Annotated in this window: 5 protein-coding genes and 4 pseudogenes; 6 read left to right on the forward strand and 3 right to left on the reverse strand. The window is 70.8% G+C overall.

Annotated elements, in window-relative coordinates; all coding sequences use genetic code 11:
- Positions 1–96: 96 nt before the first annotated feature.
- Together CG747_RS40400 and CG747_RS50240 are read left to right on the forward strand one after the other, a co-directional pair.
- Complete coding sequence (locus CG747_RS40400; RefSeq protein ID WP_100606876.1) at positions 97–903, forward strand: helix-turn-helix transcriptional regulator; 807 nt, start codon at positions 97–99, stop codon at positions 901–903.
- 424 nt (positions 904–1,327) lie between these two features.
- Positions 1,328–1,537 (forward strand): annotated as a pseudogene (locus tag CG747_RS50240) (transposase); the annotation flags it as partial.
- On the opposite strand, the pseudogene CG747_RS50245 reads toward CG747_RS50240, so the two are convergent.
- Positions 1,482–1,598 (reverse strand): annotated as a pseudogene (locus CG747_RS50245) (MarR family transcriptional regulator); the annotation flags it as partial. The pseudogenes CG747_RS50240 and CG747_RS50245 sit on opposite strands and share 56 nt — an antisense overlap.
- A 219-nt stretch (positions 1,599–1,817) precedes the next feature.
- On the opposite strand from CG747_RS50245, the gene CG747_RS40415 reads away from it, so the two are divergent.
- Both CG747_RS40415 and CG747_RS40420 read left to right on the forward strand, forming a co-directional pair.
- A complete protein-coding gene (locus CG747_RS40415) occupies positions 1,818–2,741 on the forward strand; it encodes an NADP-dependent oxidoreductase (protein WP_100606877.1) in 924 nt (307 codons plus the stop codon).
- 38 nt (positions 2,742–2,779) lie between these two features.
- Entirely contained in the window at positions 2,780–3,163 is a 384-nt protein-coding gene (locus CG747_RS40420; protein ID WP_100606878.1) for a carboxymuconolactone decarboxylase family protein, read from the forward strand.
- A 16-nt stretch (positions 3,164–3,179) separates the two neighbouring features.
- Here CG747_RS40420 and CG747_RS40425 read toward each other — a convergent pair.
- Positions 3,180–3,467: pseudogene (locus CG747_RS40425) on the reverse strand (IS630 family transposase); the annotation flags it as partial.
- A 105-nt stretch (positions 3,468–3,572) separates the two neighbouring features.
- Positions 3,573–4,850: pseudogene (locus CG747_RS40430) on the reverse strand (alpha-galactosidase); the annotation flags it as partial.
- A gap of 277 nt (positions 4,851–5,127) precedes the next feature.
- Here CG747_RS40430 and CG747_RS40435 point away from each other — a divergent pair.
- Both CG747_RS40435 and CG747_RS40440 read left to right on the forward strand, forming a co-directional pair.
- Positions 5,128–5,394: a hypothetical protein gene (locus CG747_RS40435; RefSeq protein ID WP_180985925.1), complete on the forward strand. Its 267-nt coding sequence runs from the start codon at positions 5,128–5,130 to the stop codon at positions 5,392–5,394.
- Positions 5,395–5,610: 216 nt separating this feature from the next.
- Positions 5,611–20,649, forward strand: a complete 15,039-nt coding sequence (locus tag CG747_RS40440) for a type I polyketide synthase (protein ID WP_180985926.1) — start codon at positions 5,611–5,613, stop codon at positions 20,647–20,649.
- Positions 20,650–20,669 lie beyond the last annotated feature (20 nt).

Below are 20,669 nucleotides of genomic sequence, written 5' to 3' on the forward strand. Positions count from 1 at the left end.
GGACCAGCGATGGGGAAAATCGGACAGGATCGGCCTTCGGACGTCAGGGACCTGGCTTACACCCCGACCGTCGGCGCACCGGCTGGCGTCGAGGTGATGGAGCTCGCCGCCCTGTACGAGCGGGCGCGCCGCCACGGCAACGACCCGTACGCGCCGCTGCGCCCGTCCTTCCACCAGCTGATCGGCGCCCGCGACCGGCCGCTGCTGATGGGGGTGGACTTCGTCGAGTACGAACTGCGGCCGGGATCGTGGCTGTGGATCCGGCCGGGGCAGGTCCAGCGGTTCGGCGCGGATCTGAGGGCGGCGGACGGGGTGATCGTGCTGTTCGAGGCGGGGTTCCTGCCGCCCGCGACCGTGGCGGCGGCACACATGGATCCGCCGTACGAGCAGCGGCCGCTCACGCCCGAGGGCCCGGACGCGGAGGGTGTGCGCCACGCCCTCGACCATCTCAGGTACGAGTACGGACAGTTGGCCTCGCTGCCGCTGCAGACACACGCCGAGGTGCTGCGCGCCTTGCTGTCCGTCCTGGTGATGCGGCTCGCGCAGGCCCGCGGTCCGGCTCCTCGGCCCGCCGCCTCGTCCGAGGTGTTCCGCCGCTTCCACGCGGCCGTGGAGCGAGACCACGCGGTGACCCGCCGCGTGGAGGACTACGCGGCGGCACTCGGTTACAGTCCGCGCACACTGACCCGGGCCACGTCCGCCGCGACCGGCCGCACGGCCAAGCAGTACGTCGACGATCGGGTGCTGTTGGAGGCCAAGCGGCTGCTGCAGCACAGCGGCCTGACGGCGAAAGAGGTGGCGGACCGCCTCGGCTTCGCCGACGCCAGCGACTTCACCAAATTCTTCCGGCTGCGGACGGGCGTGACACCGGGGGCGTTCCGGGGCGGTACGGACCCCAGGTGATGCTCAGCGCGAGGTAGAAGTCCACGCGCTCGCGCAGGGTCGCCAGGCTCCGGCCGGTGGGCGTTGATGCCCCTATGGATGTCAAGTGGCGGTTGCGGCACGTGCGCGGCTGGCTGCCGGACTCGGAGTGGCGATGAGCCGCTAGACCTCCCGTGCGATGTAGCGCTTGAGGCAGCGGATGACTTCTCGACGCGTCTTGCCCTCGGCGAGGCGTCGCTGCAGGTAGTTCCGGGTGGGGTTGTCACCTGCGGCGACGAGCAGGGCTGCGGCGCTGTCCGGGCCGACGCCGCGTACGTCGAGCAGACCGGGCGTACTCGCCTTGACGGCCTCGGCTATCTATCCGCTGGTTCAGGTCGTCGATCTCTTCGGTCAGGTGCTGGATTCGGCGGGCCGGCAGACGCAGGGTGTGCCGGGCAGCTGTAGCAGGCCGGTAGTCGAACGCACCATCGCCTGGCTCCACGGCTTCCGCCGCCTACGCATCCGATGGGAACGACGCGACGACATCCACGAAGCCTTCCTCGGCCTCGCCACATGCCTCGTTACCCACAGACACGTCCGACGCCTTTGTCAGGACCTCGTAGCCCGGCCGCGTGCTGCCCCGACTCAGTGCGCAGCCGTGCCCGAAGCCGCTTGATCGCGTCGTTGAGGCGCTGTACGGTCGCGGCGGTCTCCTGGGGCCGGGGGTTCTTGGTCATGGTTTCAGCGTAAAAATCACACAAGCTACTTCGCCAAGTTACTTGTGCACTTTTTCCGTGCGGGCACTCGGAGCACGAACGCCCCACCCAAAAGGCCGCAAAGTGGACCAGCCTCCTGGGTCACTCGGCATCTAGGCTCTGAAACAAGACGAAACAGGCGCCACTGGTGTGGTGCCGCACGCATCGTCGTCCGCCCCCGTCCCCCGCGAGGAACCGTCCATGCGAGCCATCACCGTCCACGACCGCGACGCCGGCGTCCGTGGTCTGACCCTCACCGACCTGCCGCATCCGCACGCGGCCGAGAACGACGTGATCGTGCGCGTCCACGCCGCCGGGTTCACCCCGGGTGAGCTGACCTGGCCCGGCACCTGGACCGACCGGTCCGGCCGCGACCGTACGCCCAGCGTGCCTGGCCACGAGCTGTCCGGCGTCGTGACGGAACTGGGCTACGGCACCACCGGGTTGAGCGTCGACCAACGCGTCTTCGGCCTCGCCGACTGGACGCGCAACGGCTCGCTCGCCCAGTACGTCGCCGTCGAGGCCCGCAACCTCGCCCCGCTGCCGGCCGACATCGACCACGTCACGGCCGCGGCCCTGCCCATCTCCGGGCTCACCGCCTGGCAGGGCCTGTTCGATCACGCCCACCTGGCCACCGGTCAGACCGCGTTGATCCACGGCGCCGCGGGCGGCGTCGGCTCCCTCGCCGTCCAGCTGGCCCGTGCGGCCGGCGCTCGCGTGATCGGCACCGGCCGCGCGGACGACCGTACGACCGCTCTCGACCTCGGCGCGGACACCTTCGTCGACCTGCAAGCCGAACGCCTCGAAGACATCGGCGACGTCGATGTCGTCTTCGACGTCATCGGCGGCGACGTCCTCGACCGGTCCGCCTCCCTGGTCCGTCCCGGCGGCACGCTCGTCAGCATCGCCCGCCCCGTCACCGTCCGGCCCAAGGACGGACGTGCGATCTTCTTCGTCGTCGAGCCCGACCGCACCCGCCTCGCCGACCTCGCCGTCCGTGTACGCGAAGGACGTCTCAAGCCGATCATCGGCGATGTCCGACCCCTGGCAGAGACCGTCGACGCTTTCGCTCCCGACAAGCGCACCCCCGGCAAGACGATCATCCGCGTCACAGACCACCAGTAGTCCCGAAGATTCATACACCGCATGCCAAGCGACGAATCATGACCGGGAACAGTCGCGTCGACATCGGCAAGCAGCACCCGGCCTGCTACAAGGCCCTGCTCACCCTGTCGACCACCGCCGAGGAGAGTGCGGCCGCCGCCGGCCTGGACCCGCTCCTGGTCGAGCTGATCAAGATCCGCGTCTCTCGGATCAACGGCTACGCCTTCTGCCTGCGCATGCACACCCGCGCCTCGCCCAAGAAGGGCGAGAACTCCGACCCCCTCGCCGTCCTGCCCCTATGGGCCGAAACCGGCTACTTCACCGCCCCGTCCGCAGGAATGCCGAAGCCCTCGTTCCTGCGGCTCGACGACCCTGAGCACCACAGGCTCCGCAGGCTCCGAGTCCCCCGGCACCTCCCCATCGAGATGCAACAGCCCGCCTGAGTCCGGCCTCGGTCGATCAGTTGGTGCTGCCCTGGTGTCCTGAGTCAGAGATTCTCTTGCAGTACGTCGCGACTTTGTCGAGGATCTCGTCGGCGGTCTTGGTCCAGCTGAGTGGTCGTGGTTTTCCGTTCCAGTCGGCCGACCAGGCACGGATGTCGCGTTCGAGAGCCGGGACCGAGCGGGGGACGCCGCGCCGCAGCTTCTTGCTGGTCAGCTCCCCGAACCACCGTTCCACCAGGTTCAACCACGATGATCCTGTGGGCGTGAAGTGAAGGTGAAAGCGGGGATGGGCCAGCAGCCACTGCTCCCCGAACTGCCCATCCGCTGAGCACGGTTCCCCGTAGCCTGGTGCCGGGCAGGCGCGAACACCCACCCGGCACTCGGGTGTGGCTCAGCTGCCGCCCTTATGAGCGGTGACGCGGTAGACAACGGTGCCATGAGCGGGCACGGTCGCGGATATGGTGCCGGTGGTGTGCGTGTTGTGGTGCTGCCACAGGTCGCGCAGCCGGTAGTGGTCGGCCTGCGGGAGGCCCGCGTCCTTGGCGGTGGTGGAGATCTGCTGCGGCTCGTCGGTCTCGTTGAACAGCGCCACCGCCCGGGAGCCGTCGGCCAGTTGCTTGACCAGCGTCCAGCGGCCGGACTCGGACTTGAGGACGGTGGCCTGCTTGCCCAGGGGGTCCTGGTCGAGCGCGATGACGTCGTTGTTGGTCAGGATCTGGAAGGTTTCCGGGGTGGCCTTGCGCAGATCGGAACCGATCAGCAGCGGCGCGGACATCATCGACCACAGGGAGAAGTGACTGCGGTACTCGGTGTCGGTCATCCCGCCGTTGCCGACCTCCAGCATGTCCGGGTCATTCCAGTGCCCGGGGCCGGCGTACTGCGCCAGCGGCAGGTTCTGCTTGACGATATCGAGCATGCTCGACCAGGAGTCGCTGATGTCCCCGGTGGTACGCCACAGATGTCCTACCGCCGACGCCCACTCCCAGGGTTTGTTCTCGCCCCATTCGCAGATGCTGTAGACGATTGGCCGTCCGGTGGCCTTCAGGGCGTCCCTCATGGTGCGGTACCGCTGCTGGGCGTCCACGCCCTGGTTGTTGCAGTTGTCGTACTTGAGGTAGTCCACGCCCCAGTCGGCGAACTGCTGGGCGTCGGACCGCTCATGGCCGAGGCCGCCGGGGAATCCGTCCTGGTTGCAGGTCTTGGTGCCGGCGCTGGTGTAGATGCCGAATTTCAGGCCCTTGGAGTGCACATAGTCGGCGACCGCCTTGATGCCGTGCGGGAAGCGCCGCGGATCCGGTACGAGCTTGCCGTTCCCGTCCCGCGCGGGCTGCGCCCAGCAGTCGTCGAGATTGACGTACCGGTAGCCGGCGTCCTTGAGCCCCTTGGACAGGAACAGATCGGCGATGCCCTTGACCATGTCCTCGTTGAACTCCGCCCGGCAGTGCGTGGAGTTCCAGTTGTTGAAGCCCATCGGGGGCGTCTTGGCGAGCCCGTTGGGGAGCCGGGGTACGCGGCCGGCGTCCACGGTGGCGCTGGTGGGAACGGGTCCGGCGGCGCCCGGGACGTGGGGCGTGCTCGCCGAGGCGGGCAGGGCGGTCACCCCGGCCGTACACAGCAGCGCGGCGGACAGCGCTCCGACGATTCTTGGGTGGTTCCGCCGGCGGGTGGTGTGTAACTGAACGCGCATGGTTCGCGTCCTCCGTCTTCGTGAGAGGGGGGTGGGGACGTGCACCTGTCACTGATGGGTGCTTACGGTAGAACTTGTGGAAGTCTGTTGGAAGAGGGTGCGGCAAAGTTCTTTCCCTCCCGTCAAACCACTGGGCATATCGGGCTGTTCGGGATGTGGCGCGTTAGAGGTGTTCGGTCCTGTCGGCTTTCGCGGCTGAGGACAGCGGGCAAGGACGGGGCATCGTCACGTCAACCCACGGAAGGCCCGCCCGAGGCGTTCTCCACGGCCGCGCACAGTGCCGTGTTCGCCTCGATCCGTTCCCTGCCCGCCCCCTATCCGGGCGCACCTGGAGGAGCAAGAGCGCGAGATCGCGGCGCAGGCCGAGGCCACCCGGGGACGCAACGCGGAACTCACCGCGCAGTTGCAGGAGTTCGGCCCGGGCGCCGAGGAGGTCCGCATCGCCCGCAAGACCCTGCTGACGCTGCCGGTTCCGTCCCCGCCGACGCCGCCGGCCGCGAAGCTGCCGGACCACAGGCTCCACACCCTCCCGAACCCCGGCTGACCAGCCACTCCGCACATCCCGACAACCCGCACCATCTCACCGGCGCAGTGGAACCCGGCGCCCACCCGACGCGACCAACCGGGCCATCAGCATGCCCCCAAACGGAATTCCCCGATCTGCACGAACTACCAAGCCCCATAAGTAAACTGACGGTCCATCATGTATGTTCGTGGCTAAATCGAGCCGCGTATGGCGCACTCTGATGGCTGGAGTCAGATGACTTACCCCTCGTTCTCGGACGTGCTGGCGGCTCGGGAGGCTCAGCAGCCCGAGCGCATCGTCTATCGGTTCCTGGAGACCGGGGACGTCGACGGGGATGTCACCGAACTGACCTACGGCGGGCTCGGGCGCCGGGTGCGGTCGATCGCGGCTTTCCTGCGGGAGCGCGGGCTGACCGGCCGGCGGGCGCTGCTGCTGTACCCGCCGGGGCTGGAGTTCGTCAGCGGTTTCCTCGGCTGCCTGGCCGGCGCGGTCGTGGCGGTGCCTGCGCCGCTGCCACGGCCGGGGGACTTCGACCGGTCGCTGCGTCGGCTGCGCCAGGTGGTTGCCGACGCGGGCATCGACACCGTGCTGTCAACCAGGTACGTCATCGACGGCGTCGGTGCCGCGGTCGAGTCCCTGCCGGAGCTGGCCGCGCTGAGCTGGGTGGCCACCGAGGAAATACCGGACGACACCACGCCCTGGGACCGGCCGGCGCTTGAAGCGGACTCGGTCGCGTTCCTCCAGTACACCTCCGGCTCGACGAGTGCCCCGCGCGGAGTCGTGGTCACCCACGGCAACCTCCTGCACAACCAGCAGGCGATCGCCGAAGTCATGGGTCACACGCCCGAACTGGCCGCTTCGTGGGACGGCGTGCTCGCGGTCAGCTGGCTGCCCATGTTCCACGACATGGGCCTGATCGGCCCCGTGCTGCAGACCGTGTACACCGGGATGAGCTCAGTCCTGTTTTCGCCGCTGCACTTCCTGGAACGGCCCCAGCGGTGGCTCACCGCGGTGTCGCACTACCGGGCGCACACCAGCGGCGGACCCAACTTCGCCTACGAACTCGGCGTACGCCGCGCCTCGCCGGAGTGGGTGGACAGCCTCGATCTCGGGTACTGGCGCGTGGCCTTCAACGGAGCGGAGCCGGTGCGGGCGGACACACTGCGGCGGTTCGCGGACCGGTTCGCACCGGCGGGTTTCCGGCCGGAAGCTCTGCAATCGGTCTACGGGCTGGCCGAGGCGACCCTGTTGGTGAGCGGGACCGCGATCGGGAGTGCGCCGACCGTGGTCGAGCGGCCGCGGGGCGACGGCGACCGGCGGGGCGCCGAGGTGGTCGGAGCGGGCAAACCGCCCAGCGGGGTGTCGGTGGTGATCGCCGATCTCACCGCCAATGGCGAGTGCGCCGAGGGCGAGGAAGGTGAGATCCGGGTCGCCGGACCGAGCATCGCACGCGGGTACTGGGGTGACGAGCAAGCCACCTGCGAGGTCTTCGGCGGCGGGCGCGCAGGCTACCTGCGAACCGGAGACCTCGGTTTCGTCCGGGCCGGGGAACTCTTCGTCACCGGCAGGCACAAGGACCTGCTGGTGATCGACGGGGTGAACCACTACCCGCAGGATCTGGAGCTGACCGTGGAGGGCGCGCACGGCGCGGTCCGCCCAGGTTGCGTGGCGGCGTTTTCGGCCGACGGTGGTGTCGACGGGGAACAGCCGGTCGTGGTGGCCGAGGTGAAACCCGGGGCAGGGGAACCGGCGGAGATCAAGGAGCGTATCCGGCGGGCGGTGAGCGCCGGACACGGGCTGGCGCTGCGAGACGTGGTCCTCATCCCGCCGCGCACCATCTTCAAGACGAGCAGCGGCAAGATCCAGCGGCACGCCTGCCGCGCGGCCTATCTCGACGGTGGGTACGAGACCGACGCGCGTGCGCGAAGCGAGGAACCGCCCGCCACCACGGCAGCGGTCGCGACCCCGGAGTCGGTTCGGCTCTGGCTGGTCGAAGCCATCGCTGCGCAGGCGAACCTGGCTCCTGAACGGGTGGAAGCGGACCGCCCGCTGGCGGAGTTCGGCCTCGGCTCTCGCGGTCTTGTGGAGCTGGTCGGCAGGCTTTCGGAGTTCCTGGGCCGCCGGTTCGACCCGAGCCTGCTGTTCGAGCACCCGACGATCAGCGCGGTGGTCGACGCCGTGTTCCCGGCGGCCCGGTCCGCCGAGGCTGTGCCGTCGGTGGCCGTGGTGGACGACCCGGTTGTGGTGGTGGGTGTGGGGTGTCGGTTGCCTGGTGGTGTGGTGTCGATGGACGGCCTGTGGGAGTTGGTCGCCAGGGGCGGGGATGCGACGTCGGAGGTGCCTGTCGACCGTGGGTGGGGGGCTGGGGGGCCGGTTTGGCGTGGTGGTTTTCTGGAGGGGGTCGCGGAGTTCGATGCGGGGTTCTTCCGGGTCGGTCCGCGTGAGGCGTCGGCGATGGATCCCCAGCAGCGGTTGATGCTGGAGGTGTCGTGGGAGGCGCTGGAACGGGCGGGGATCGATCCGCGTTCACTGGCGGGCAGTGCGACCGGCGTGTACACCGGCGTGACCTATTCCGACTACATCACGGGCTTCGCCGGCGACGCGCCTCAGGAGGTCGCCGACTACCTCAGCGACAACGGCACGAGCAGTGTCGCGTCGGGCCGGGTGGCGTATGTGCTGGGGTTGGAGGGCCCGGCGGTGACAGTGGACACGGCGTGTTCGTCGTCGCTGGTGGCATTGCATCTGGCGGCGCAGGCGGTTCGGTCGGGAGAGTGTTCCCTGGCGCTTGCCGGCGGTGTCACGGTGATGTCTACGCCCGCCGCCATCGACGCAATGGCACGTAAACGCGGACTCTCCCCGGATGGCCGGTGCAGGGCGTTCGCGGAGGGGGCGGATGGCACCGGTTTTGCCGAGGGTGCTGGTGCGGTGGTGGTGGAACGTCTCTCGGATGCAGTGCGGTCGGGGCATCCGGTGCTGGCGGTGGTGGCTGGTTCGGCGGTCAACCAGGACGGGGCAAGCAACGGGCTGACCGCGCCGAACGGTCCTGCACAGGAACGGGTGATCCGGCGTGCGCTGGCGAACGCCGGATTGCACACGTCCGACGTGGACGTCGTCGAGGCGCACGGCACAGGCACCACCCTGGGAGACCCGATCGAGGCGCGTGCATTGCTCGCCACCTACGGCCAGGACCGTACCGATGATCGCCCGTTGTGGCTCGGCTCGGTGAAGTCGAACATCGGTCATACTCAGGCCGCTGCCGGGGTGGCGGGGGTGATCAAGATGATCGCCGCGATGCAGCACGGTGTGCTGCCCGCGACGCTCCATGTGGATGCTCCGACGAACATGGTGGACTGGTCGACAGGTGGGGTGGAGTTGCTGACGCAACCTCGTGCCTGGCCGGAGACCGGCCGACCGCGTCGTGCCGGTGTTTCGTCGTTCGGGGTCAGCGGGACCAACGCCCACGTCATTCTCGCGCAACCGTCCGCATTGCCGGTGCCCCCTGTGGAACGCAAACCGCTGCCGGTGGTTCCTCTCGTGCTGTCGGGGGTCACTGCGGCGGCTGTGTCCGCGCAGGCGGAGCGGTTGGTCGAGCTGTGGGAGCAGCGTCCGGAACTGGATCCGACCGATATCGGATTCTCACTGGTGACCACACGATCCACGTTCACCGAGCGGGCCGTGGTACTCGGCACCGACCGGGAACAACTCCTCACCGGGTTACGCTCGCTGGCAGCCGGTGAGTCCTCTTCGGACGTTCTGCGCGGCCGGGCAGCGATGCCGCATCGACCGGTCTTTCTGTTCTCCGGGCACGGCTCGCAGTGGGCGGGTATGGCGGTGGAGTTGCTGGATTCGTCGCCGGTGTTCGCGGAGCAGCTGGGTGAGTGCGCGGCGGTGCTGGACGGGCTGGTCGACTGGTCACTGGTGGACGTGCTGCGCGGCGTACCCGGTGCGCCAGAACTGGATCGCCTTGACGTGGTGCAGCCCGTCCTGTTCGCGGTGATGGTCTCGTTGACACGGCTGTGGGAATCGGTGGGAGTACGACCCGCCGCAGTGATCGGGCACTCGCAGGGCGAGATCGTCGCCGCGCACGTCGCAGGCGCACTGTCCCTACCCGAAGCCAGCGCGCTCATGGTCCGCCGCGGCCGGGCGTTGCGCGCGCTCTCCGGTACAGGGGGGATGCTCACGGTCGCGTTGCCGGTCGAACAGACACGAGAGCTGCTGGCGGGTTGGGAGGGCCGGTTGGCAGTCGGCGCGGTCAACAGCCCTTTGTCGACCGTGGTGTCCGGCGACTCGGCGGCGATCGAGGAGTTGCGGGCGCGGTGCGAGGCCGACGGCGTTCGCACTCGCCGCGTCGCGATCCGCTACGCCTCGCACGCGCAGCAGATCGACGAGGTGCGCGAAGAACTGGATGCCGCGCTCGCGGTCACCGGGCGGACGACCGCGGAGGTGGCCTTCTTCTCCACGGTCACCGGAGACGTGCTCGACACCGGCGCACTGACCGGGGAGTACTGGTACCGCAACGTCCGCGAACCGGTGCGCTTCGAAGCCGCCGTCCGCGAGGCGTTCCGGCACGGGTACCGGACCTTCCTCGAGGTGGGTCCGCATCCCGTGCTGACGCCCGCTGTTGAGGAAACGCTCGACAGCGCGGACCCGTCGGCCGTGGTCCACGTCGGCGGCACGCTCCGGCGGGGAGACGGCGGGCCGACCAGGTTCCTGCGGTCCGCGGCGTGGTTGCACGTCGCGGGTACGTCACCGGAGTGGGCGCGGTGGTTCGCGGGATCCGGCGCGACGCGGGTGGACCTGCCGACCTACCCTTTCCAGCGGCAGCGGTACTGGCTCGACGCGGCCGGACGGCGCGGCGCGGGCGGGCTGGGGCTGACTGCGACCGGCCACCCGGTGCTCGGCGCGGTGGTATCGCAACCGGCTTCCGGTGGCGTGGTGCTGACCGGCAGGATTTCCGTGGGGGCGCAGCCGTGGCTGGCCGACCACATGGTGTCGGACGCCGTGGTGTTCCCTGCCGCCGGTCTGCTGGAACTCGCGTTGCGGGCCGGTGACGAGGTCGGTGCGACGGTGGTGCGCGAGCTGCGGCTCGTCGAGCCAATGATCGTGCCACCGCACCAGGGGCTCCAGGTGCAGGTGTTCGTTGGCGCGTCGGACGGTTCCGGCGCCCTCACGGTGTCCATCCACTCGCGTGCCGAAGCGGAATCCGGGGCCCGCTGGCTGTTGCACGGCAGTGGGACGCTGGCCGAGGACGCCACCCCCGAGCCGGCGCCGCAGCCGCTCCCGTGGCCGCCCGCGGGAGCGGTCGCCGTGCAGCACGAGGGCTTCTACCGCGAGCTGTCCGAGCGCGGCTTCCGCCACGGGCCGCTGTTCCGGGGACTGCGTTCGGTGTGGCGGCTTGGCGCGGACGTCCTCGCCGAGGTCGCGCTGCCCGAAGGCGCAGCGGCAGCAGGCTTCGGGGTGCATCCGGCTCTGCTCGACGCGGTGACGCAGGCACTGATGTACGTCGATTCCCCGGCGGATCCGGACAACGTGCTGGTACCCGCTGAGTGGGCCGGGGTGTCGCTGTACGCCGTCGGGGCCTCGGCCGGCTGGCTGCGCCTGACCAGCCTGGGTGAAGGCCAGGTGCGCGTGACCCTGACCGATGCCTCGGGTGGACTGGTGGCCGCGATCGACTCGGTGGCGTTGCGCGAGGTGGCGGTACCGGAGCTTGCCGCGGTGACCCGCCGCCAGGGCGAGGTGCCGCTCACGGTGGAATGGACGGAATACGCGGTGCCGGACGGCGATCTCGCCCCGGTTGTGCCGGTGGACATCGCCGAGGCGGGCGTTGCCGTCCAGGCTGGCGCCACGCCGGTCCTCATCGTCCGGGACGGCGGCCAAAGGGCGGGCTTCCCCGCAGAGGTCGGCGCGGAAACCGCGTCGGTGCTCGCGCGGGTGCAGGAATGGTTGGCGCACGCGCGGCCCGACGACGTGCTGGTGGTGTGCACCAGCGGGGCGGTCGCGACCGACGCCGGCGAGGACGTGCCGGGCCTGCGCCACGCCCCGGTGTGGGGACTGCTGCGTTCGGCGCAGACCGAGCACCCGGGGCGGATCGTACTGGTCGATGTGGGTGACCAGCACGCGCTGCCTCGGGCCGTCGCGCTGGCGCTTGCTTCCGGTGAACCGCAGTCGGCGTGGCGTGGCGGTTCGCTGTACCTGCCACGGCTCACCCGCGCCGGGAGCGCGGACGGGGTGGTGTTCGACCCTGCGGGTACGGTGCTGGTCACCGGTGGAACCGGCGTGCTGGGCGCGCTGGTCGCCCGGCACCTCGTGGTGGCGCATGGGGTCCGGCACCTGGTGCTGGCCGGCCGCCGAGGCGCCGCCGCGCCCGGGGCGGCCGGCCTGGTGGCCGAGCTGACGGTTCTCGGCGCCGCGGTCGAGGTGGTCGCGTGCGACATGGCGGATCGGGCGTCGGTGGCCGCGCTGGTGGCGGGAGTGCCGTCCTCCCGTCCGCTGACGGCGGTGATCCACACCGCCGGGGTGGTGGCGGACGCGTCGTTCGAGGACCAGACCGCCGCGGATGTCGACTCGGTGTTCGGGCCGAAGGTGGCCGGGGCGTGGCACCTGCACGAGCTGACCGAGCACCTGCCGCTGGCGGCGTTCGTGCTGTATTCGTCGACCTCGGGCCTGTTGGGCGCGCCACGGCATGCCACCTACGCGGCCGCGAACTCCTTCCTGGACGCGCTGGCGCAGCACCGCCGGAGCCGGGGCCTGGTGGCAACCGCGCTGGCGTGGGGTGCCTGGGCGCAGGCCGGCGGCGTGACCGGGCACCTGGACGAACGCACGTGGGCGCGGCTGAGCCGGACCGGTGCCCGGCCGATGGCCTCGGACGAGGCGCTGGAGCTGTTCGACGCGGCGCTGGCGGTCGATCGTCCGCTGGTGGTGCTCTCTCCCTTCGACGCCGCAGTGATGGCGAAATCCGGGCTGGTCCCGCCGTTGTACCGCGGGCTGGTGCGACCGGCACGGCGGGTCGCCGACGACAGTGATCATGACCCGGCCGCGGCCCGGTTCGCCGCGCGGCTGGCCGGACTGCCACCCGCCAAGCAGGAGCAGTTGGTGTTGTTGCTGGTGCGGGAGACCGCCGCGGCCGTGCTCGGGCACACCAGCTCCTCTGCCGTGGTCCCGGACAGTTCCTTCAAGGACCTGGGCATGGACTCGCTGGGCGCGGTGGAGTTCCGGGACCGGGTGCACCAGGCCACCGGGGTGCGGTTGGCCGCCGCCGCGGTGTTCGACCACCCGACGCCGACACGGCTCGCCCGGCACCTCCGCGCGGAAGCGCTGCGGGAACGAGTCACCGCCGAGGCTGTGCCGTCGGTGGCCGTGGTGGACGACCCGGTTGTGGTGGTGGGTGTGGGGTGTCGGTTGCCTGGTGGTGTGGTGTCGATGGACGGCCTGTGGGAGTTGGTCGCCAGGGGCGGGGATGCGACGTCGGAGGTGCCTGCCGATCGTGGGTGGGGGGCTGGGGGGCCGGTTTGGCGTGGTGGTTTTCTGGAGGGGGTCGCGGAGTTCGATGCGGGGTTCTTCCGGGTCGGTCCGCGTGAGGCGTCGGCGATGGATCCCCAGCAGCGGTTGATGCTGGAGGTGTCGTGGGAGGCGCTGGAACGGGCGGGGATCGATCCGCGTTCACTGGCGGGCAGTGCGACCGGCGTGTACACGGGTGTCACCTACTCCGACTACACGAGCAGGCTCCACGGCCGCATGCCGGAGGAAGCCGCCGATTTCATGGGAGAGAACGGCACGAGCAGTGTCGCGTCGGGCCGGGTGGCGTATGTGCTGGGGTTGGAGGGCCCGGCGGTGACGGTGGACACGGCGTGTTCGTCGTCGCTGGTGGCATTGCATCTGGCGGCGCAGGCGGTTCGGTCGGGAGAGTGTTCCCTGGCGCTTGCCGGTGGTGTCACGGTGATGGCGAGCTCGGGACCGCTCGAAGGGCTGGCGCGCAAACGGGGCATGTCGCCGGATGGCCGGTGCAGGGCTTTCGCGGAGGGGGCGGATGGCACCGGTTTTGCCGAGGGTGCTGGTGCGGTGGTGGTGGAACGTCTCTCGGATGCAGTGCGGCTGGGGCATCCGGTGCTGGCGGTGGTGGCTGGTTCGGCGGTCAACCAGGACGGGGCAAGCAACGGGCTGACCGCGCCGAACGGTCCTGCACAGGAACGGGTGATCCGGCGTGCGCTGGCGAACGCCGGATTGCAGACCTCCGACGTGGACGTCGTCGAGGCGCACGGCACAGGCACCACCCTGGGAGACCCGATCGAAGCCGGTGCGTTGCTCGCCACCTACGGGCAGAACCGTCCCGGTGACCGGCCGCTCCTCCTGGGATCGCTGAAGTCGAACATCGGTCACACTCAGGCCGCTGCCGGGGTGGCGGGGGTGATCAAAATGATCGCCGCGATGCAGCACGGTGTGCTGCCCGCGACGCTCCATGTGGATGCTCCGACGAACATGGTGGACTGGTCGACAGGTGAGGTGGAGTTGCTGACGCAACCTCGTGCCTGGCCGGAGACCGATCGACCGCGTCGTGCCGGTGTTTCGTCGTTCGGGGTCAGCGGGACCAACGCCCACGTCATTCTCGCGCAACCGTCCGCACTGCCGGTGCCCCCTGTGGAACGCAAACCGCTGCCGGTGGTTCCACTCGTACTGTCGGGGGTCACTGCGGCGGCTGTGTCCGCGCAGGCGGAGCGGTTGGTCGAGCTGTGGGAGCAGCGTCCGGAACTGGATCCGACCGATATCGGATTCTCACTGGTGACCACACGATCCACGTTCACTGAGCGGGCCGTGGTACTCGGCACCGACCGGGAACAACTCCTCACCGGGTTACGCTCGCTGGCCGACGACGAACTCTCCGGCGACGCCGTCCGCGGACGCGCCGCGGTCTCGGGGAAGCCCGTGTTCGTCTTCCCCGGCCAGGGCACGCAGTGGGCGGGTATGGCGGTGGAGTTGCTGGATTCGTCGCCGGTGTTCGCGGAGCAGCTGGGTGAGTGCGCGGCGGTGCTGGAGGGGCTGGTCGACTGGTCACTGGTGGACGTGCTGCGCGGCGTACCCGGTGCGCCAGAACTGGATCGCCTTGACGTCGTACAGCCGGTCCTGTTCGCGGTGATGGTCTCGTTGACACGGCTGTGGGAATCGGTGGGAGTACGACCCGCCGCAGTGATCGGGCACTCGCAGGGCGAGATCGTCGCCGCGCACGTCGCAGGCGCACTGTCCCTACCCGAAGCCATGCGACTGGTGACACTGCGCGCGCAAGCACTGGTTTCGCTGTCCGGCAACGGCGCGATGACGGTCGTCGCGTTGCCGGTGGACTCGGTGCGGGAGCGGATCGTGCCGTGGGCAGACCGGCTGGATATCGCGGTGGTCAACAGTCCGCAGTCGACTGTCGTGTCGGGTGCGGTGGACGCGGTGGACGAGTTCTCGGCGCGGTGCGCGGCCGACGGTGTCGGGGTGACCAGGGTCGCCGCCCGGGGCGCGGGCCATTCACGGCAGATCGAGCCCCTCCGCGCAGAACTGGACCCGGTGCTCGCGGTCACCGGGGTGAGCGCGCCGGACATCGGCTTCTTCTCCACCGTCACCGGTGCCGAGCTGGACACCGGCGTGCTGGACGGCGCCCACTGGTGGCGCAACGTCCGCGAAACGGTGCAGTTCGAGCAGGCAGTACGTGCCGCGTACCGGCAGGGACACCGGGTCTTTCTCGAAGTCAGCCCGCACCCGGCGCTGACCATGCGCATCCAGGAGACGCTCGATGACGAGCGCGAAGAGATCTTTGTCGGTGGCTCCCTGCGCCGCAATGACGGCGGGATGGCACGCCTGCTGAGGTCTGCGGCGGAACTGCACGTGGCCGGGGTGGAGCTGGACTGGGCGCGCTACCTCGCCGGCGCCGGGGCGACCCGGGTGGACCTGCCGACCTACGCCTTCCAGCGGCGGCGGTACTGGCTGGAGCCCGCCGCCCCGGCCGGTGACGCGGGCGGGTTCGGCTTGACGGAGGCCCATCCGTTCCTCGGCGCGGTGGTGTCCCGGCCCGACGGGGACGGCCTGGTGCTGACTGGCCGAATATCATCGCGGACCCACCCGTGGCTGGCCGACCACGCGCTACGGGGTGCGGTGTTGTTCCCCGGGACCGGATTCGTCGAACTGGCGATCCGGGCGGGCGACGAGGTGGGCGCCACCGTGCTGCGCGAGCTTGTCCTGGAGGCGCCGCTGGTCCTGCCGAACGGCGAATGGGTGCAGTTCCAGGTGGTCGTCGATCCGCCGGACGGAACAGGCGACCGTGCCGTCTCGATCCACTCGCGCCCCGGGCAGCCATCCGGTTCGGCCTGGGTGCGTCACGCTCAGGGCACGGTGTCGGCCGAAGCCGTGCCGCCAGCGGCCCCCGAACTCGCGCAGTGGCCACCGGCCGGGGCCGAGGCGATCGAGGTGGACGGCTTCTACCAGGACCTCGCCGACCACGGCTACGACTACGGCCCGGCGTTCCGGGGCCTGCGCGCGGCCTGGCGGCGTGGTGCGGAGACCTTCGCCGAGATCACGCTGCCCGAGGACGCCGCGCGGGACGCGGGCAAGTACGGCCTGCACCCGGCGCTGTTCGATGCCGCACTCCACACGATGGCGTTCAGCCACGGCGAGGACCGCCGGGTCCGCCTGCCGATGGGGTGGAACGACGTGCGGTTGTCGGCCGCAGGCGCGGTTTCGCTGCGGGTTCGGATGACCGCTGCGGGTCCGGACACCGTGTCGCTGGTGGCCGCCGATCAGGCCGGGACGCCGGTGGTGCGCGTGGAGTCGCTCGTGGTCAGGGAGGTGTCCGCGACGCAGATCGCGGCCGCGACCGCGGCGGGGTGCCACCAGGACCTGTTCCGGATGGACTGGCAACCGGTCTGCGGCGGGCCGGCAGGCACGGTCCCGGCGTCCGTCGTGGTCGAGACGCCGGCCGGGGACAGCGCCGCCGCCGTGCACGCGGCGACCCGCGACCTGCTCGCGGTGCTGAAGTCCGAACTGGCCGACGACGCCTCCACGGCGACGCTGCTGGTACGCACCCGGCGGGCCGTCGCGTTGCCGGGCGAGGATGTACGGGATCTCGCCGGCGCGGCCGTGTGGGGCATGGTGCGCTCGGCGCAGTCGGAGCACCCCGGCCGGATCGTGCTGGTCGACACCGACGACGCCGACGGCACCGACACCGACGACCTCGATGCCGCGGCCGTGCTGGCCACCGGCGAACCCCAGCTCGTCGTGCGCGACGGCACTCTGTACGGGGCACGCATGGTGCGGCTCGCGGCAGGCCGGGAACCGTCGGGGGTCGGCGGGGACGCCCTGCGCGGTGGTTCGGTGCTGGTCACCGGCGCGCCCGGCGGCATCGGGTCCATGGTCGCCCGCCACCTTGTCACCGAGCACGGGGTCGGCAGGCTGCTGCTGGCCAGTCGGCGGGGCATGGCGGCCCCCGGTGCCGAAGAGCTGTGCGCGGAGCTGGTCGAGCTCGGGGCCAAGGTCGAGATCGTCCGCTGCGACGTGACCGACCGCGGCGAGCTGGCCGCGCTGCTCAGCGGAGAACGGCTGGCCGGGGTGGTGCACTCCGCCGCGGTGCTCGACGACGCGACCATCGCCTCGATGACCGCCGAGCAGCTCGACCGGGTGCTCCGGCCGAAGGTGGACGCGGCGCTGCACCTGCACGAGCTGACCGCGGGGATGGACCTGTCGCTGTTCGCGTTGTTCTCCTCGGCCGCGGGAACGCTCGGCAATCCGGGGCAGGCGAACTACGCGGCGGCGAACACCTTCCTCGACGCGCTGGCCACCCGTCGCGCAGCGCACGGCCTGCCGGCGCACTCGCTCGCGTGGGGGCTGTGGGAACTCACCTCGGCGGACAACCTGACCGACGCCGACCGGGCCCGGATGCTGCGCCGGGGTGTCCGCGCGATGTCGCCAAGCGAAGGCATGGCGCTGTTCGACGCCGCGCTCTCCCTCAACGAAGCCGTTGTCGTCCCCGCCCGGCTCGACTTCGCGTCCTTCACCGGCACCGAGCAGCACACCAGGCTGCTCAGCGGGCTCCTGCCACCGCGTACGCGACGTGCGAACGCGGCAGAACCGGCCGCCGATCCAGCCGCGGGTCCGAAACTGGCGGCCAGGCTCGCCGGACTGTCCGAAGAGGACGCGGTCGGCGTCGTACTGGACCTGATCCGCGCGAAGGCCGCGGCCGTGCTGGGCGGCAGTCCGGGCGAACTCGATCCGTCGGGCACGTTCCAGCAGTTCGGCTTCGACTCGCTGATGACCGTGGAACTCCGCAACGGCCTGCGCGCGGTGACCGGCCTCCCGCTCCCGGTCACCGCGATCTTCGAGCACCCGAGCCCGGTCGCGCTGGCGCGCCACCTCGTGGACGAGCTGGGCAGCGCCCCGGCGCCCGTCGCCGTGGCACCACCCGCCGAGCACGGGACCGAGGTGCCGGAGGTCGTGCGATACCCGGCAACCAGGGACGTCATGCGCCTGCTGCGGACCGGGCAGCAGGGCGTGCCGAGCGCCGCGCACACCGTGGCCATGGCCGTCCGGCTGAGCAGGAGGGTCACCCGGGACGAACTGGAAGGCGTGCTCGCCGGGCTGGCCGCACGCCATGCCGCACTGCGCACCGCGATCCTGCCCGGCACCCAGCACACCGAACTGCAGGTGCGGCGGGCACCGGCGGGCTCGCTGCTGCGGTGGTCCGAGGTCGGCGACTGCGCGCATGCGACCGTGCAGGACCGGGTCCGGGAACTGCTGGAACCCCCGTTCGACCTGACGACCTCCCCGCTGTGGCGGTTCGAACTACTCGACTCGGGCAACGAACAGGTGCTGGTCTTCGGTGCCCACCACAGTGTTTCCGACGGGCAGTCGATGCTGCTGGTGGCCGCCGAGATCGACGCGGCGCTGCACGACGGCATTCCGGATCTCCCGGTGTCCGATCAGGACATCGAGGCCCTCGTCGAAGCGCAGCGGGTGGAGGGCGGCGACGACATGGCGAAAGCCGCGTGGGCCCGCGAATTCACCGGCGTCAGGCGGCTGGACCTGACCCTGGCCCGGCCACGCCCGGCCGTGCGGAGCTACCGGGCCGGTGCCTGCTTCCTGGCGCTGCCCGACGGTGCGCTCGACCGGATCGCGGAGCGGGCCAGGGAACTGGGGATCACCCCGGCGGCGTTCTTCCTCGGCGCGCTGACGGTGCTGCTCGCGCGGCGGCAGCAGAGGTCCCGGTTCGTGCTGGCGGTTCCGGTGGACACCCGGATCCATGCCGAATCACCAGCCGGGGTCGGCTACTTCGGCGTCCCGGTGCCGTTCCCGGCCACGGTCGAGAACGGCGAGCCGGCCGCCGAGGTACTGCGCCGGACCGGCGGCAAGCTGCACCGGCTACTGGGCCGCGGAGCGGGGTTCTCGGACACACTGGCCACGCTCGCCGCCGAAGGGCTGCACCGGGAAAACGCGCCCATGGTCGAGGTCTACTTCAACTACCTGAAGTCCGGCGCGGCTTTCCGGGGCGCCGAACCGGTGCCGGTGGGGCCGGGCTACTCCGACCTGGACCTGATGGTCACCGTCCTGCCGGACGGCAACCAGGTCTGCTTCTACTACAACCTCGACATCATCGACGAAGCGGCCTGCGCCGAGCTGGGCGCGGACTACCTCGCCGTGCTCGGCGAGATCACCGACGACCCGGAGGCCGTCGCCACCACCGCGGTACCCGAGCCGCAGATCGCGCTTGCCGCGACCTTCGCGCTCGGCCGCCTGCCGGAGCTGTGCCGGCTCGCGTTCGGCGACTGCGGCGTGGTCGAAGCGCCCTACCACCACCTGCTGGCGGCCCTGCGTGATCCGGCCGGAGTGCTGGCGGCGCCGTCGACGGAAGTCGGTGTGCTCCTGCTGCGGGCGGCGGACCTGGAACGGTTCGGGGCGTTGAACGAAGACCAGTGGACCGAACTGGAGCACGCGTATCCGGCCGCGGCGCGGGCGCTGGCCGAGCGCACCCGGAAACCGCTGATCGTCGGGTTCCTGCCCTCGTGCGACACCGCCCCCAGGCTCGAACGCTGGGAACGCACGGTCGGGGACGCGCTGCGCGACGTTCCCGGCATCGCGGTGGTGGACGCCACGGGATGGCCTGCCGAGCAGGCCGCGGACCGCTTCGACGAGCGGACCGAGGCGATGGGGCACCTGCCGTTCACCCCGGAGTTCCAGGCGGCCGTGGCGATCGAACTCGGCGAGCTGGTGTCCGCAGTGCGCGAGGCGCCGCCGAAGGTGATCGCGGTCGACGGCGACGAAACGCTGTGGGGCGGTGTCGCCGACGAGTTCGGCCCGGAGACGGTCGAACTCGGGGGGCCGCGAGCGGTGCTCGCCCGCCGATTGCTGCGGTGGCGGGACGCCGGCGCACTGCTGGTGCTGGTGAGCAACAACGACGAAGCCACCGTGCGCGCGGTGCTCGACCGGCCGGACGCGCTCGTGCGCGCGGAGCACTTCAGCGTGCTGTCCACCGGCTGGCAGCCCAAGGCGGAACGGCTGGAGGCGGTGGCGACGGAGCTCGGGCTGGGCCTGGACAGCTTCGTGTTCCTGGACGACAACCCGGTCGAGGTGGCCGCGCTGCGGGCCGCGCTGCCGGAGGTGCTCACCCTGACCTGCCCCGGTGCCGATGAGCTCGAGGCGTTCCTGACCAGGCTGTGGCCGCTGGTTCCGTCGGCCGTGACCCCTGAGGACGCGGTCCGTGCGGAGTTCTACCGGCACGAACGCGAACGGGACGAGGTGCGGGCGCGGACGGAGTTCGCCGAGTTCCTCGCCGACCTGCGGCTGGAGGTGGAGGTCGTGGCGCTGACCGAGGCCACCGTCGAACGGGCCGCCCAACTCGTCCGGCGCACCAACCAGTTCGCGTTGCGCGAGGTCGACGACGGCGAGCTGGTGCGGTGGCGGCGGGACGGTGAGGTGTGGACGGCGTCGGCCCGGGACCGGTTCGGCGACTACGGGGTGATCGGGCTGCTGGCGATCCGGTCCCACGGGGAGGAACTGCGGGTTGCGGGCTGGCACCTGAGCTGCCGCGCGCTCGGCCGCGGGGTCGAGGAGCGGCTGCTGGGCTGGCTGGCCCGCCGCGCGGAGACCCTTGGGTGCCGGGCCGTGCGGCTGACCGCCGAAGCCACGCCGCGCAACGTTCCGGCACGACGGCTCATCGCCGCGCTCGGTGGCGCCGACGCCGATGCGGACGAGCTTGACGTCACCGTGGCCACGGCGCGGCTACGTGCCTTCCGCTCCTGGGAACAGCGATGAACGCCGGACAGAGAAGGGGT

The organism is Streptomyces sp. CB02959 (assembly GCF_002803155.1).
Taxonomy (GTDB): domain Bacteria; phylum Actinomycetota; class Actinomycetes; order Streptomycetales; family Streptomycetaceae; genus Streptomyces.